Genomic DNA, 14699 nt, shown 5'->3' on the forward strand with positions numbered 1-14699 from the left:
ATTAACTCACAGAAAAACGATTTAATCGACCATTACTAGTCATGACATAAATATTACCATTGGAGATCGAAGGTGTGGTCGTTATGGCACTACCGAGCTGTTCTCTGGAGATAAAATCACCAGTACTGCAAGCTAGAACATGGATAAGCCCAGTCTTGTCTCCCACGATGAGACGACTACCCATTACCACCGGTTCCGTTAAGCCACGGGCCTTTAATCCCACTTGCTTCCAGTTGACCTGTCCATTTTGTCGGTTAATGGACCAGACGACGTCTTCGCTATCCGTAAGATACAAGGCATGGTCATCAATAGCCATGTTTTTATAGACGGAAGCGGGTTTTCGCCATAAAAACTCACCATCTGTCAATGAAAGTGCGCCTACGTAACCTTGATAACTGGCCAGATAGGCAATATTCCCTCGCACAATGGGATCCGCATCGATATCAATCAAGCGTTCAACATCGCTTGCACCACTCGCATAGGCAATGCTTCTTTGCCAAATTAATCGCCCAGTTTGAAGATCTACAGCATCCATTTTACCATCGGAATAACCAACGAGAATCATATTATTTTGGGGCAGGACCACGGGAGATGAGCTGGCTTTTAGAATTAAGCTTGGAGCTCCATGCTCAGAGACCCATAATTGCTTGCCGGAAGACAAATCCAAAGCATATAAATTGCCGTCGATTGTCTTGGCAATCACTTTACCATGGGTAATGATGGGTTTAGCTAATACTTCACTTGAAACCTTAGCATCCCACAGATCCGAACCGTCCTCCTGCTTCAGCAGAAGTACTGTTGACTTATCGGTTGCCAATGCGATAAACCCCGGGGATACAGCAGGTCCACTTACAATACCACTCGGTAATTTTTTCGACCAAATCACCTTCCCAGTGGTTTTGTTCACTGCTTCCACCAAACCGTTTGCATCAGCTGTATAGATATTGTTACCAACAATTTCAGGCTTCAGTCTCAAATGATTAGCGCTGGTTTTCCCGTTTACAGGTAAAGACCATTTTTGCTTCAGTTTCACCTTTGGCTGAATGGGCTGTAATTCAGCAGGTGTAGGGGTATTATCTTTACCCAGCATGTAATTGTCTAAATGAGTGCAGGCTGGTAGTAACAGAATAAGTGAGCTAAAAATTAATGTTGTTGTTTTCATTTTTACTCTCTAGGCAGCTTGGATTTTATTACTATCCCCACTCATTGATTGAGCAAGGGAAGCCAATTCATTGGTTTTCATTTCCAGGAAAAGATTACCCAAGCCATTTGTCCTAACTTCGGTAATGGCTTCTTTATAAGAGTTAATTGCCTGCTGATATTGACCTGTAGCAGCATAAATATCTCCTCTTAACTCATTAATCATAGGCATGTATGCGGCATCATTAACCTCTGTCAATTCAGCAAGAGCTTTATCGTAAGCTTTTTCAGCAGCCAACAGGCGGGCAATGCGTATTTTTGCAACCTGTTTTATGGCATTCGTTTTGGAATTCTGAGCTACCTGCTCCAAAGTTTCACGTGCTTTGGCATATTTTTCATAGCCGACATATATTTTGGCTAGGGCAAGGCGGGCTGCGTCAGCATAAACCGTTGTACCGTATTCTTTAATCAATTGGTTTGCATAAGAGCGTACACTTTTGTTATCTTGATTTGAGAAAGCCACCATCATCTGCTCATAGGTGTTAGAAGCTTGCATGCTTATTTTATACTGATGCCAAGACCAATACTTATAACCCGAAATGGCAATCAAAATAACAGACAGAATGACTGTAATTAAGGTATTGTTTTTCTGCCACCATTTTTTTATTGCTTCCAACTGTTCTTCTTCAGTCATGTAAACCGACATATTTTCAACTCCTACTATCTTCCAGATAGTTGTGTAAGTATTGGATTAGATCAACTTGCTGAATAGTTACTTGATCTTCATGTTTTCGCAAGTTTTTAATGCCTATTTTACTCTCTCTGACTTCATCTTCTCCTAAAATTAGGGCTAGATGAGCACCGCTTTTATCTGCCTTTTTAAATTGGCTTTTGAAACTGCCGCCCAGAGTATTTGTAATGACTTCCCAGTTGCTGTTTTCATTTCTTAACACTTCAGCCAATGACAGTGCCTGTTGCATGGCTACATCACCGGTTGCAATGATAAATAGAGAAAATTGACTTTCTGCATTCAAAGAAATGTTTAAAGTTTCTAGTAAGAGCAATAAGCGTTCCTCTCCCATAGCAAAACCCACTGCGGGGCAAGCTTCACCACCCAACTGCTCAACCAAAACATCATAGCGTCCGCCAGCGCAAACCGTGGCTTGGCTGCCCAATTTATCGGTTACCCATTCGAACACGGTGTGCCCATAATAATCAAGGCCGCGCACTAGAAATGGATTTATTGTATAAGGTATTCCTAATTGCTCTAAGCCTTCGCACAAATCATTGAAGCGTTTTTTGCTATCAACTCCTAAAAAATCCATCAGCTGAGGAGCTTCCCTTAATAATTCCTGCATGTGTGGGTTTTTACTATCAAGAATACGCAGCGGATTTCTCTCAAGACGCCTTTTACTGTCTTCGTCCAATTGCTCAAAGCGGTCTTTAAAATAAGCAATCAGATGTTGTCGATAATTTTGCCTTTCACTAAGCTCACCCAAAGTATTGATTTGCAATTCAACATGCTGCTCAATACCAAGTGTCTTCCATAATCGTCGGCAGAGTGCAATTAACTCAATTTCAATGGCAGCTCCACTAATGCCTAAGGCCTCAACCCCAAACTGGTGGAATTGTCTGTATCGTCCTTTTTGCGGCTTTTCATGGCGAAACATAGGCCCCAAATACCAAAGTTTCTGCTGCTGATTATGCAACAATCCATGTTCCAGGCAAGCGCGCAAACACCCCGCTGTCCCCTCGGGTCTTAAGGTGATGCTGTCACCATTAAGGTCGACAAAAGTGTACATTTCTTTTTCAACAATATCGGTAACTTCGCCAATGGAGCGTTTAAAAAGCTGTGTGCTTTCTACATGAGGAAATCGAATTTCCTGATAACCGTATTGATGCATGCAACGAATAAAGGCTTGCTCCAAATTGCGCCAGGCGCGAGTTTCTGAAGGCAGTACATCATTCATGCCTCGAATTGCTTGGATTTTTTCAACCACCTTGATTCTCCAATGGAGTTAGCTGACCAGTAGTGCTGCTTGTGGTAAACATGGCTTGCATTTTTGAAATATCCGTCAAGTTGATGTCATTTTCAGCTTTGCTTGCAGTGATCTCAGGGGCTGGATTCTTGGCTGTGGCAACGACTTGCTGGCTGTCTTTATTCTTTTGCCACCAAATACCAACTGCCACCACTGCCGCGACAGCTACAATCCCCGTAAGCCAACGAAGTAAACGCTCTCCTTTATGTGATTCTCGTTTACTTTGCCATAATGCTTTCTCGACCTTTCTTTCAGAAGTGTGCATGCTATTAAAAGCTGTCAAAAAAGGTTCATGAGAAATACCTAATAACTTTGCATAAGCTCGAAGATAGCCCTTGATGAAAACAGGCTCAGGCATCTGATCGTAGCTATCTGATTCCAATAGCTCAATAATTCTTACTCTAAGATGAAGTTTCCCTGCTACGTATTCTTGACTATATCCTTTTTTTTCACGTACTCGAGCCAGTTGCATACCTGGCATTTCGTGCTCGTTACGAACTTCATCCATTGCTGCTGTTGTATTCATTGTTTGCTCCGGTATAGTCCCTAGAATGTTTTATTGTTGCAAGACGCTTGCGATAAAGTTCTGCAAGTTCAACGTTTCCAGTCTGGCGAGCAGCATTTACAGCCACAGCCAATAATTCTGAATTAGTATTTAAAAGATTTGAATAGTTTTGAAGGTGCAAAAGAGCCAATTTTGGTTTTTTTTGCTTCAATTCTATGTTGACTAATTCTAATAAAGATTGCTTCCTTTTTTGATCCTGGGTTAAGGCTTTTAAAAAATACTGTTTCGCCTTCTTGTAATCAGGAATGGCTGCGGCACATAAACCCGCATTTTCATAGGCTGCTGCAGTGTTAATATAATGGATATCCTGGACTGCTTTTAGAAAAAGGCGTTCTGCATTGCGATAATCTCCTTGACGGCATAAAAAAGCTCCATAGTTATTTAATTGTGCACCACTATGAGCAGAAAGTGACAGAGCTCTTTGATAATAAGTCTTAGCTCCCTTGCTATCACCAGTTTTTTCAAGGAAATAAGCCATGGAGGCATTCACATCGGACGAACCTGGATTTAAGTCCAAAGCAGTAAGTAATTTGCGCTTGGCTCGGGGAATGTCGCCTTGTTGCAGGTATGCCATCCCTAATTGGCTGTTATACGCTGCGGCCACTTGAGCTTTTGCTGCTGTCTTAAATCCTTGCTCGCCATTTATTTCTTCATGGCCATGGCAAGCTTGAAGAAATAAAAGACTTAAAAAAAATATTGAGCGCAATAAATTCAACACAATCATCACGTAGCGCAAAAAAGATGGAACATTATAACCATGAATGCAGCAATTTAAAACGAGTTATTGATTTTTTCACGTCACTTACCGATGCATTAGCAGCCGTCTAAACTTCTAAAGGTGGCGTACATGGACTATCTAGGTAATTCAAACCCAATCCTGCACAAATGATTTGAACACACTCTTCCGATGCATTTCTGAATTGTCCATTGGGCAGGAAATAAGTTTTTAGATACACCGAATCAAAAACATTGGCTTTATCAATGCTAATAAAACGTTCTGCTGGCAATCCGGAATCATCAATTTCTTGTGAAAGATTGGGGCTATCGTCATGAAGGGATGGATTCATTAGAGAATATTTTCCACTTTTGAAGTTCCAGAAGATAATGTCTCCATTAAGTAACAAAAGCTCCCCACCGAAAGCCGGCGCATCCGAAGCGGGCTGGTTCGAATTGCCAAATAGACCAAGAGATCTTCGTCTTAACACAACATTATATTGATTTATTCCAGGATGGAAACTTTGATAATCTTGGAGTTTTGAAATGAGTAATGTTTTGCTTGGTTTATAAGATAAGTAAGCGAATACACCGTTTAACTCTGAGTCAGGAGCACGCTCGAAAGTTCCAGTTGCATTTGCATTGAGCCACTCATTTTGCCGATTAAATTTTCGTAAATAGTACTTATGGCTTGCTCTCATCCAGTCTCCTATTTAATTGTAACCTCAATGACCGTAACATAATTACAGGTTCAAATAAATAATCTTGGATTCGGCAATAAGCTGCCATGCCCGCGAACGCCGGCAAGCATTTTATGAGATAACTCGCTGTCATAGCTGATTCAACTTGAACTGGTGCAAATCAGTAGTGAGCACTACAATTCTCGGTGGCTTCATTTGAACATTGGAGTATTTGGCTGATAGTTACAATCCTGCGCCACCATGTGAGATTTTTTGCCCTGCAAGGTAGCTTCTTGAGTGATGCAAATGTTGTGCACCCAAGAGTACTTTGAATAACTTAGGAAACAGCCTGCACCCAAGAGCTGGAATTAGTTTAACTAAGAGGGGGATGCCTAGGTTTTGCTTTCTATTTTATTGTCAGTGGGCACGAAATGAAGCTTTTGCCATCGTGCAGAACGGCTTGTCCGGTCTTTCACCTCACCCGCAAGCTGGCCACAAGCTGCATCAATATCGTCCCCTCTTGTTTTACGTGTAATCGTATTGATGCCCTTGGCAAGCAGTTTTTCTCGGAATGCATCAATGGTTTCCCGTGGAGAGCGTTCGTACTGTGTCATGGGGAATGGATTAAAGGGAATAAGATTCACTTTTGCTGGCACATTTTTTAATAATTTAATCAATTGCTCTGCGTGCTCAGGTTGATCATTAACTCCCTTGAGCATGACGTATTCGAATGTGACGCGTCTTTTTGGCTCATCTTTGAAATAAATTTTGCAAAGAGCCATTAACTCAGCGAGAGGATATTTTTTATTGATTGGAACAAGCTCATTGCGCAAAGCATCGTTGGGGGCATGTAGAGAAACAGCTAAGGCAACGGGGCTTACTTCACGCAAACGTTTTAATTCCGGTATAACCCCAGAAGTACTTAAGGTCACGCGGCGTTTGGACAAACCATAAGCGTAATCATGCATCATGATGTCCATTGCTGCGACCACATTATCAAAATTTAGAAGTGGCTCACCCATGCCCATCATAACGACGTTTGTGATGCGTTTGTCATGTGCACCCTGCTCTTGGGATAACTCCCTCACCGCCAGCCAAACCTGACCGATAATTTCAGCAGTAGACAGGTTGCGGTTAAACCCTTGTTTTGCCGTGGAGCAAAAACTGCAATTTAAGGCACAACCGACCTGAGAAGACACACACAAGGTTCCGCGATTCGCTTCAGGTATAAAAACAGTCTCTATGCAATTGCCACAATCCAGCTTAAGCAACCACTTATGGGTTCCATCATTGGATTTTTGGCAGGTTACAATTTCGGGCAAGCGAATTTCAGCAATCTGATTAAGCTTTTCACGCAAAGTCTTACCCAAATTGGACATTTGGGAAAAGTCATTAAATCCAGCCTGATGAACCCATTGCATCACCTGTTGCGCACGATAAGGTTTTTCACCCAAGTCGCTAAAAAAGTCGCGCATCTGCTGGTGGTTGAAGTTCAATAGATTAATTTTTTGACTCATCCCAACTCCTAAACAACTTATCTTTTATAAATTTGATGAGGTTCAAAGAAAAACGCAATTTCTTGAGCAGCAGTTTCAGCGCTGTCTGAACCATGAACCGCATTGGCATCAATGCTTTCAGCAAAATCCGCACGGATTGTTCCAGGAGCAGCTTCTTTCGGATTGGTCGCACCCATTAAATCCCGGTTTTTAGCAATGGCATTTTCGCCTTGCAAAACCTGAATCATTACAGGACCTGAAATCATGAAAGAAACTAAATCATTAAAAAAAGGACGCTCTTTATGAACTGCATAGAAACCTTCAGCTTCAGCTCGAGAAAGATGAACCATTTTGGCGGCTACAACTTTCAAACCAGCGTTTTCGAATCGGGAATAAATTTGACCGATTACGGATTTAGCAACCGCATCGGGTTTAATGATGGATAATGTTAATTCATTTGCCATAGCGCACTCCAGTTATACTAAAGATTAAAAGCGCGACATTATACCTGATTGATGCGGCAACTGGCTAATAGATTCTGCATCCAAGCAAATTCATCAACGATAAATGTTTAGCTTTGCTCTCCAATAGCAGTATCAAAAAGCAGGGATTCCCGATTTTCCTGTACTTGTGCGTCATTGACACGGTATTCAGGCAGCAACTTAATTAATTCATTCGCTCGCAAAATTAAATTATAAAACTGTTTTCGAAATGCACGAACCGTTGCACTCATTTGTTTGATTTTTTCGGCATAATTGTTCAGAAAACTGGTGGTTTCGTCGATGAATTCTCGCAATGTATTAATCTGTCCAATGAAGCTCTGCCGCGTAGCATTTGCTAATGGCTGTCCGATGATCGCCTCAACCCGAGACCAGCTTTCGCCTTGTAAACTCCCCTCTTTTTTTGAAAAATCCTGCATGATCAAAAGAATATTCAACGCCTGGATGATATTCGTTTCGGTGGTCGAAATGCTTTGCGATTGCAACTCGGTTTTTAATTGCTTAGCTGCAGCCAGCAAGAATTTATGCCATTCCTCAGACAATTTAATTAATCCTCTTTGGGTTTCAGCAATTAATTGATTATGAGATAACTCCTGTTCATGAAATTCTTCGCCAGTTTGAATTAAGTTTTGCCGCTCCTTTTCCAGATCATCCCGGGTGAACCCTCCTGGAGAATCTTCCCCTTTTGACGTTTCGCCTGATAATAAATAATCGATAAACAGCTTTTGCGCATACACCTGGTAGTCATGCGCTTGTTGCAAAATAATGCCATTAAGAACATTTTTTAAAGGGATCCTTATCACACGGTGATAAAACGTATTTGGGCTTTTTATTGCGCGAATCAAATCCTGTTGTTGAAGGCGTATTTTGTATCGCTCCAAAATTCGTTCTGCAGTGATAAGGCCATAGGTGGACAACCATTCCGATAAATCATTTTCTGTTTGTTCTTCGCTCATATGCATCCAATTTGATTTTACAATCGTCTGTGTTATAACGCTCTATTTTTAAAAAGTATAGTTTAATTTATGATGCCAAGACCAGTTATCGATGATGTACAAACCTTGATTGATTTTCTTCGGGTTCCCACAGCAAAGCAATGGCTTGATATGGCTTCCCAATGCTTGCCGACCCTTTTAATTGATCATGCTCATTGCGAACGTAAAGCAGCCGCCACTGCGGTTAACTTTATCAGTAAATACCCTGAAAAAAGGGAATTAGTCGCTAAAATGTCTCCCCTGGCGCGAGAGGAGTTATTGCATTTTGAAAAAGTAATCGATTTGATGAAAGAACGAGGCATTCAATTTATGCCCTTGCCTCCTTCTAACTACGCACAAGAAATGCATAGAAAAGTCACAAAAGGCGGTTGCGTTCAGCGAATCGTGGATCAATTAATTGTTGGAGCTATCATTGAAGCGCGCTCCTGTGAGCGTTTCCATGCCTTAATCCCAGTGCTTGAAGATGCCCAACTGCGAAAATTCTACTCCTCCTTAATTAAATCGGAGGCGAGACATTTTCAGGACTACTTATTTCTTGCGAAATTATATGGAAACCACATTGAGGAGCGAGTTGAATTTTTTCTTGATATTGAAAATAAATTGATCACCTCTGAAGATCAGGTATTCCGCTTTCACAGTGGAATACCTGCCTTTGCAGTGAATTAAGGTTGCAATCCTGGAGAAGGAGGAGCTAAATCTTCATCGACGGACATCGCCATCAGATTAGATAACCAGGACTGAAAACCATTGCCTGGATCGGTTTTTAAATCTTTTAGAGCCTGCGCATCCAATGTGGCGCCAGTGCTATCGTTTTTAATGGTTTTTCGACCTTGAGCATCAACAACGATGGAGTGGTCATTCTCTTCCAGCCAACGTTCAAACATCTCATCAAAGAGTGCAGCCTGTTGTGGAGTGGTTTGCACGTCTTGAACCGTTCCATCGGCTTGCTTATGCTTGATGTTTAACTGGGTTTGTAAAAAACCATTATTATCAAGACCAACTTTGTAACTGACGTTAGGAGTAACCTCAAGTTTGTCACTATCCGCTTTATCCCAGGATGGACTCGGGACATGTAAAGCTGTCTGCCAGGGCCATAAAGTACTCATGTACTCAACAAAAGCTTGTAGGGACCCCATAATACGAGCCATACCCGTTTGCCATTCTACATAAGCTTCCGCCCCACCTCGTTTTAATTCTTCAAGCTTTTCCTGCCATTTTTTATATTTTTCATCAGAATCTTTCTGCAAATGCTCTTGTTCCCGCTGTTTTACATTTTGGCTTTTTGCCTTCTTAAATTGATTGATTCTTTGATCAGAAACGTCTTCAGCCTGCTCAATAATCTGTTTGGTCAATTCAGGCGGCTTTGGACCTTTTGCGGTCAGTTCATGCCAAGTTCTTTTGAGTTTTCTTTTGATAGTAGCCATCATTCCCCCGCTAAACAGGCTGTATAAACCTAAATCCCAATGTTTTATCATAACCGAGAATTTCAGGTCGGTTGTCCCAGTCACTTAAAACGTATTGGCTGTAATTACTATTATTATACTCATGATTCCTTAAGCCTGGCTTATGTATGTGCCCATGAATTACAATTTTTGCATTACAATCTTTCAGATGTTGCAACATTGTCTCTGTTACCACGTCCATTTGCTCCAAACCCTTAGGGCTGTTTCCCTTGCTGCGCATTCTCATCGTATTAACGATTTGCTTACGGAAACGTAGGGGTAAACTTAAGAAAATTTTAGGAAAGATTGGATTTCTGGTAATTTTCCTTAACCAGCAATGCCCTTTATCATTGCTGCAGTATCTGTCTCCGTGCACCAGCATTACCGGTTCAGAGCATTGAAACATGCTGGGTTCTGGCAAAATAGTTATACCAGCTAATTCTGCAAAACACTGGCCTAGCAGGAAATCTCTGTTGCCATGGATATAATAAATTTTAACTGCTTTTTGAGACAGTGAATTAAGACCTTGCGCGATGGTCTTACTCCATTCATCCATATCATCATCACCTGCCCAAGCGTGAAAAAAATCACCTAGGATATAAAGGCTCTTGGTATTTGTGCTAGCCCAGTCGATAAATGAAATAAAACGGGCGGTAATCGCCTCGTCTTTGGGATGCAAATGCAAGTCAGATATAAAAACAGCTTCTAGCATATAGGTTCGATATGAATATGTTCATCCTGCAAATAAATCTGGCAAGGGCCTGCGTGCGGCTCAATGGCATCGCTTAGACGATAAAAGCCCGCAATTGAAACCAGTTCCGCTTCAAGCGCCTGGCAAAAAATTCTTGCCTGTTGGTCGCCTGAGATTCCTGCCAAAGCTCGTCCTCTCAACGTGCCATAGATATGAATATTTCCATCGGCCAGCAACTCAGCACCATGGCTGACTGACGCGGTGATTATCAAATCACCACCCTTACTCACCACTTGCTGCCCAGAGCGGACTGGAGTGGTCAGCAGCTTGGTTTTAATGGGTTCGGCCGCGGCCGTTTCAACTTGTTCCTCGAGAAGTGATTTATCGTGGGTAGCAGAAGCGTGTAATACCGCCAACCCCTGACATTGCGCCAGGGTTGTTAACAAGGGAGTTGCATTCTGAACCCCTACTGGAACTAAATTATGCTCTCGCAAGCACTGACATAGAAATTGCAAATCAATTTGTTCAGATTCCAGGCAGCCAAAGTCTAAAACGATTGGCGTTCTGTCGAACAATTTTGGCGCTTTTCGAATGATTTCAGTCAGTTGGTTAGCAAAAAGCTGGCCATCTGAACTAAGCAATTGCAAAACGGTAAAGGTATATAATCTTCCTTTAAGTTTAAATGCCTGAGATTTCAATAAATTATCGACCATAATCGCGATATCCATGACCCTGTTTTTTGTTTATACTAACATGAGGGGATTAATAACAGAAGGATATCGAAGTGGAGAAAGTTTGGTTAGAGCATTATCAAAAGGATGTTCCTCATACAATTGATGCCAATGAATACTCATCCCTGGTTGCATTATTTGAGGAATCCTGCCAGAAATTTGCATCCAAAGTGGCTTATGAGAATTTGGGGAGCTCCATAACTTACGCAGAACTGGATAAAATCAGTCGAGAATTTGCCATTTACCTTCAGCAACTTGGTTTAAAAAAAGGCAGTCGCGTTGCGATTATGATGCCCAACTTGTTGCAATATCCTGTGATTTTATTTGCCATTTTGCGTGCCGGATATGTAGTGGTTAATACCAACCCGCTTTATACGGCGGATGAGGTTGCCCATCAAATGAATGATTCAGGTGCGGAAGTAATTATTGTGCTTGCCAATTTCGCAAAAACAGTTGAAAAGGCTTTGCCACATACTAAACTCAAACACATCATCATCACAGAAGTAGCCGATTTATTCCCTACATTTAAACGAATCATAGTTAATGCCGTCGTTAAATACATCAAAAAGATGGTCCCCTCTTATCATTTGCCCCAGGCTGTTCGTTTTAATGATGCTTTGACTCAGGGGAAGCAAGGGTATTTAGAGTCTCATCACCTGGATCACCAATCCATAGCCTTCCTGCAATACACTGGAGGTACAACAGGTATCGCTAAAGGCGCCATTTTGACGCATGGAAATATGATAGCCAATGTGCTTCAAGCTTCTGCCTGGATTAAACCCTTAGCGATTGATGGTGAAGACATCATCATCACCGCATTACCTCTCTATCATATATTCTCATTAACCGCTAATTGCTTAACTTTTTTAAGAGCGGGTGCCAAAAATATTTTAATTACCAATCCCCGTGATATTCCTCATTTTATTGATGAAATCAAAAACAGTGGTTTTACAGCCATTACGGGCGTGAACACCTTGTTTAATGCCATGATGAACTGCTCCAAGTTTGATGAAATCGACTTTTCAAAGGTTAAACTTGCTTTGGCCGGCGGCATGGCCTTACAAAAAAGCGTTGCGTTGAGATGGAAGGAAAAAACCAAATCCCGGGTTCTTGAAGCCTACGGTTTAACTGAAACAAGTCCTGCAGCCACGATTAACCCCCTTTATCTTGATGATTACAATGGCAGCATCGGCCTTCCCCTGCCTTCTACCGATGTTGCAATTCGTGATAATGAAGGAAAGGATGTTTCTTTTGGTGAGCCTGGAGAACTTTGCATTAAAGGCCCACAAGTGATGGCAGGCTACTGGCAACGCCCCGATGAAACAGCACTTGTTTTTACAGCAGATGGCTTTTTAAAAACTGGGGATATTGCCCAAATGGATGAAAATGGATTCATCTATTTAGTGGACCGCAAGAAAGACATGATTGACGTTTCAGGTTTCAATGTTTATCCCAATGAAGTCGAACAAGTAATCAGCATGCATCCTGGAGTCCTTGAGGTTGGCGTGGTCGGAGTTCAGGACAGTGAGTCGGGTGAGCGAGTCAAAGCTTGCATTGTCAAGCGCGATCCCAATTTAACTGAAGAAGAAATCATCGCCCACTGCCGTGAACATCTCACTGCCTATAAAATTCCGAAGGTAGTAGAATTTTATGATGAACTTCCGAAAACCAATGTGGGCAAAATTCTAAGGCGAGCCCTTAAGACGGAAGAAGCAGACGCAGCGTAAACCACGATTCTTCATCACCTAGGAAGGTACAACCTTCGAGTACCTTCCTGGCTGAATTCATTCGCTAAAATTAGAGTTCTGCAAAATCTTCTTTGACTGAACTCAAATTTCAATGAGTTGTCGCATAATGCGGACCGTTGCTCCCCATATGAAATGATTGCTCGCTGTATATTGCCAGCTCGTAAAATTAATTCCCTCGCGGTTCAATTTGATACGTTGGTAATTTTGCGAGTCCCTAACCTGTTTTATGGGTAAAAAAATAACATCTGCAACTTCTTTAGGATCAGCTAAATAAGGATGTAAAGAGTCAATCGCCGCTAGCCAGGGGTGAATAATAAACCCTGTAAGAGTTGATTCTGGCTGCATTGCTTTTAGGAGTACCAGTCTAGAAGAGCCAATCCCCAGCTCCTCATGCAATTCTCTAAATGCTGTGGCCAGCAAATTGTCATCGCCCTCTTGCCAGCGCCCACCTGGAAAACATACTTCTCCTGGGTGCATTTTCAAATCTAAACTGCGTACGGTTAGCACAAGAGAATCACTTGATAATTCGTGTAACACCAGAACAGATGCGGTCTGATTTAGTCTGTCTTTCGATTTAGGTGAGGACATTGGTTATCGCAGCAATTTTCGTTAAACATTCACAGTATTCATCTTCCCAATCGGAGTCAATGACTATTCCACCACCTGCCGATAAATGAAGTATATTATTGCGCGCGGTAATAGTGCGAATTGCGATATTGCTGTCAAACCGCCCGTGACGTGATAAATAAACGATGCTTCCGCAATACACTCCTCGAGCATACTTTTCTTGTTCAGCAATCACTTTCATTGACTCCAACTTCGGAGCACCTGTTATTGAGCCACCAGGGAAACAGTCCAGAAAGGCTGCAAAGGGCGAAATGTCCTGTTTGCGGACAGCTTCTATATGACTGACCAAATGGTGGACTCCACGAAAACTTTGAATTTCGCACAAGGATGTAACTCGAACTGATCCGGGCTCGGCGATTTTGCCGAAGTCATTTCTTAATAAATCAACAATCATGATGTTTTCTGCTTTGTTTTTTTCACTCGAACGCAGTTGTTTTTTATTTTCCTCATCCTCCAGAGCATTTAGCCCTCGCTTGATGGTACCTTTGATAGGTGAGGTGAGCATTTTTAAACCCTCTTGCAGCATAAATCGCTCGGGTGAAAAACTTAAAACCTCTTCTTGCCCGAGGCGCATAAACGCAGCGAAAGGAACCGGATTCGCCTGTCGAATTCGTTGGTATACTCCCCAGGTACTGCCTTCATATCGTGCATTGAATGGTAAGCTGTAATTTACCTGATAACAACGGCCTTCTTGCAAGCATTCATGAATGGTTTGAAAGGATTGCCTGTAAGCTTCCCTTTCAATAAGAGGATTGAAGTTTTGCAGCATTTGGAATGATTCTGCACACTCATGCCTATCCGCATTCCAGTGTTCCACTACTTCCTGGACAAGGACTTCAGTATCCGGGCGCGTGTTAGCAGAAAATAGAATTACCTTCTTAAGGTGATGATCAGTAATGATAGCCCAATCATAAAATCCAAAATAGGCAAGCGGCATACCCTTTAAGCCCATCTGAGGTACACATGGAATTTGACTGCGCTTTGCTGCCCAATCGTAAGAGAGATAGCCAATTGCACCACCTTGAAATGGAAGATCAAGGTTTGAAGGCACGTTACCTATGGACTTGGTGATGCGCTCGAGCAATGCGGATGAGTTGGCATCATCAAGTTGCAGTGAGTCATAAGGATAGGCGCTAAGAATATCATAGCGGCCTCTGCTTTTATCAGCACTCTCCAGCAAAACATAACCAGGTAACATAGCCAATTTTTGATAATTTTGCTGCAAATTTTCCGAATAATTCAGCTCAAAAATAGTATAGGTCACAAATTTACCTTTTTTTAATTAAAAAGCTTTACACATATGGGGTCATAATTGTACATTTTGACCCGTC

Annotated in this window: 16 protein-coding genes; 2 read left to right on the forward strand and 14 right to left on the reverse strand. The window is 41.9% G+C overall.

Annotated elements, in window-relative coordinates; translation table 11 throughout:
* Position 1: 1 nt before the first annotated feature.
* The 9 genes from bamB to EL203_RS07210 all read right to left on the reverse strand — a co-directional run bounded on the left by bamB (position 2) and on the right by EL203_RS07210 (position 8090).
* A complete protein-coding gene (gene bamB, locus EL203_RS07170; protein WP_058470967.1) occupies positions 2-1162 on the reverse strand; it encodes an outer membrane protein assembly factor BamB in 1161 nt (386 codons plus the stop codon).
* Between the two features lie 9 nt (positions 1163-1171).
* Positions 1172-1846: a YfgM family protein gene (locus EL203_RS07175; RefSeq protein ID WP_058470966.1), complete on the reverse strand. Its 675-nt coding sequence runs from the start codon at positions 1844-1846 to the stop codon at positions 1172-1174.
* Between the two features lie 4 nt (positions 1847-1850).
* Complete coding sequence (gene hisS, locus EL203_RS07180; protein WP_232004070.1) at positions 1851-3110, reverse strand: histidine--tRNA ligase; 1260 nt, start codon at positions 3108-3110, stop codon at positions 1851-1853.
* A gap of 22 nt (positions 3111-3132) precedes the next feature.
* Entirely contained in the window at positions 3133-3705 is a 573-nt protein-coding gene (locus EL203_RS07185) for a helix-turn-helix domain-containing protein (RefSeq protein ID WP_058470964.1), read from the reverse strand.
* On the reverse strand, positions 3680-4462 hold the full coding sequence (gene pilW, locus EL203_RS07190; RefSeq protein ID WP_082647211.1) for a type IV pilus biogenesis/stability protein PilW: 783 nt from the start codon (positions 4460-4462) through the stop codon (positions 3680-3682). Before pilW ends, EL203_RS07185 begins: the two co-directional genes overlap by 26 nt.
* A gap of 106 nt (positions 4463-4568) precedes the next feature.
* A complete protein-coding gene (locus tag EL203_RS07195; protein ID WP_058470963.1) occupies positions 4569-5159 on the reverse strand; it encodes a hypothetical protein in 591 nt (196 codons plus the stop codon).
* Positions 5160-5530: 371 nt separating this feature from the next.
* The gene (rlmN, locus tag EL203_RS07200) at positions 5531-6655 is read right to left on the reverse strand and encodes a 23S rRNA (adenine(2503)-C(2))-methyltransferase RlmN (protein ID WP_058470962.1); all 1125 of its coding nucleotides are present in this window, start codon (positions 6653-6655) and stop codon (positions 5531-5533) included.
* A gap of 17 nt (positions 6656-6672) precedes the next feature.
* Positions 6673-7098, reverse strand: a complete 426-nt coding sequence (ndk, locus tag EL203_RS07205; RefSeq protein ID WP_058470961.1) for a nucleoside-diphosphate kinase — start codon at positions 7096-7098, stop codon at positions 6673-6675.
* 107 nt (positions 7099-7205) lie between these two features.
* Entirely contained in the window at positions 7206-8090 is an 885-nt protein-coding gene (locus EL203_RS07210; protein WP_058470960.1) for a hypothetical protein, read from the reverse strand.
* Between the two features lie 72 nt (positions 8091-8162).
* On the opposite strand from EL203_RS07210, the gene miaE reads away from it, so the two are divergent.
* Positions 8163-8795, forward strand: a complete 633-nt coding sequence (gene miaE, locus EL203_RS07215; RefSeq protein WP_058472200.1) for a tRNA-(ms[2]io[6]A)-hydroxylase — start codon at positions 8163-8165, stop codon at positions 8793-8795.
* On the opposite strand, the gene EL203_RS07220 is transcribed toward miaE, so the two are convergent.
* Genes EL203_RS07220 through minC form a run of 3 tightly spaced genes read right to left on the reverse strand, consistent with a single transcriptional unit; the run spans position 8792 to position 10975 of the window.
* Positions 8792-9604, reverse strand: a complete 813-nt coding sequence (locus EL203_RS07220; RefSeq protein WP_058470959.1) for a hypothetical protein — start codon at positions 9602-9604, stop codon at positions 8792-8794. The two genes, miaE and EL203_RS07220, sit on opposite strands and share 4 nt — an antisense overlap.
* Positions 9564-10283: a UDP-2,3-diacylglucosamine diphosphatase gene (locus EL203_RS07225; protein WP_058470958.1), complete on the reverse strand. Its 720-nt coding sequence runs from the start codon at positions 10281-10283 to the stop codon at positions 9564-9566. Before EL203_RS07225 ends, EL203_RS07220 begins: the two co-directional genes overlap by 41 nt.
* The gene (gene minC / locus EL203_RS07230; RefSeq protein ID WP_058470957.1) at positions 10277-10975 is read right to left on the reverse strand and encodes a septum site-determining protein MinC; all 699 of its coding nucleotides are present in this window, start codon (positions 10973-10975) and stop codon (positions 10277-10279) included. The genes EL203_RS07225 and minC overlap by 7 nt, the downstream gene beginning before the upstream one ends.
* A 71-nt stretch (positions 10976-11046) precedes the next feature.
* Between minC and EL203_RS07235 the strand changes: the two genes are divergently transcribed.
* Complete coding sequence (locus EL203_RS07235) at positions 11047-12720, forward strand: AMP-binding protein (RefSeq protein WP_058470956.1); 1674 nt, start codon at positions 11047-11049, stop codon at positions 12718-12720.
* 102 nt (positions 12721-12822) lie between these two features.
* Here the strand turns inward: EL203_RS07235 and EL203_RS07240 are convergent, their stop codons facing one another.
* The gene (locus tag EL203_RS07240; RefSeq protein ID WP_058470955.1) at positions 12823-13329 is read right to left on the reverse strand and encodes an NUDIX hydrolase; all 507 of its coding nucleotides are present in this window, start codon (positions 13327-13329) and stop codon (positions 12823-12825) included.
* Positions 13316-14566 (reverse strand): aminodeoxychorismate synthase component I, encoded by a 1251-nt coding sequence (gene pabB, locus EL203_RS07245; RefSeq protein WP_082647210.1) that lies wholly within the window; start codon positions 14564-14566, stop codon positions 13316-13318. The genes EL203_RS07240 and pabB overlap by 14 nt, the downstream gene beginning before the upstream one ends.
* Between the last annotated feature and the right edge of the window lie 133 nt (positions 14567-14699).

The sequence above is a fragment of the Legionella jordanis genome (genome assembly GCF_900637635.1).
GTDB classification, from domain to species: Bacteria; Pseudomonadota; Gammaproteobacteria; order Legionellales; family Legionellaceae; genus Tatlockia; species Tatlockia jordanis.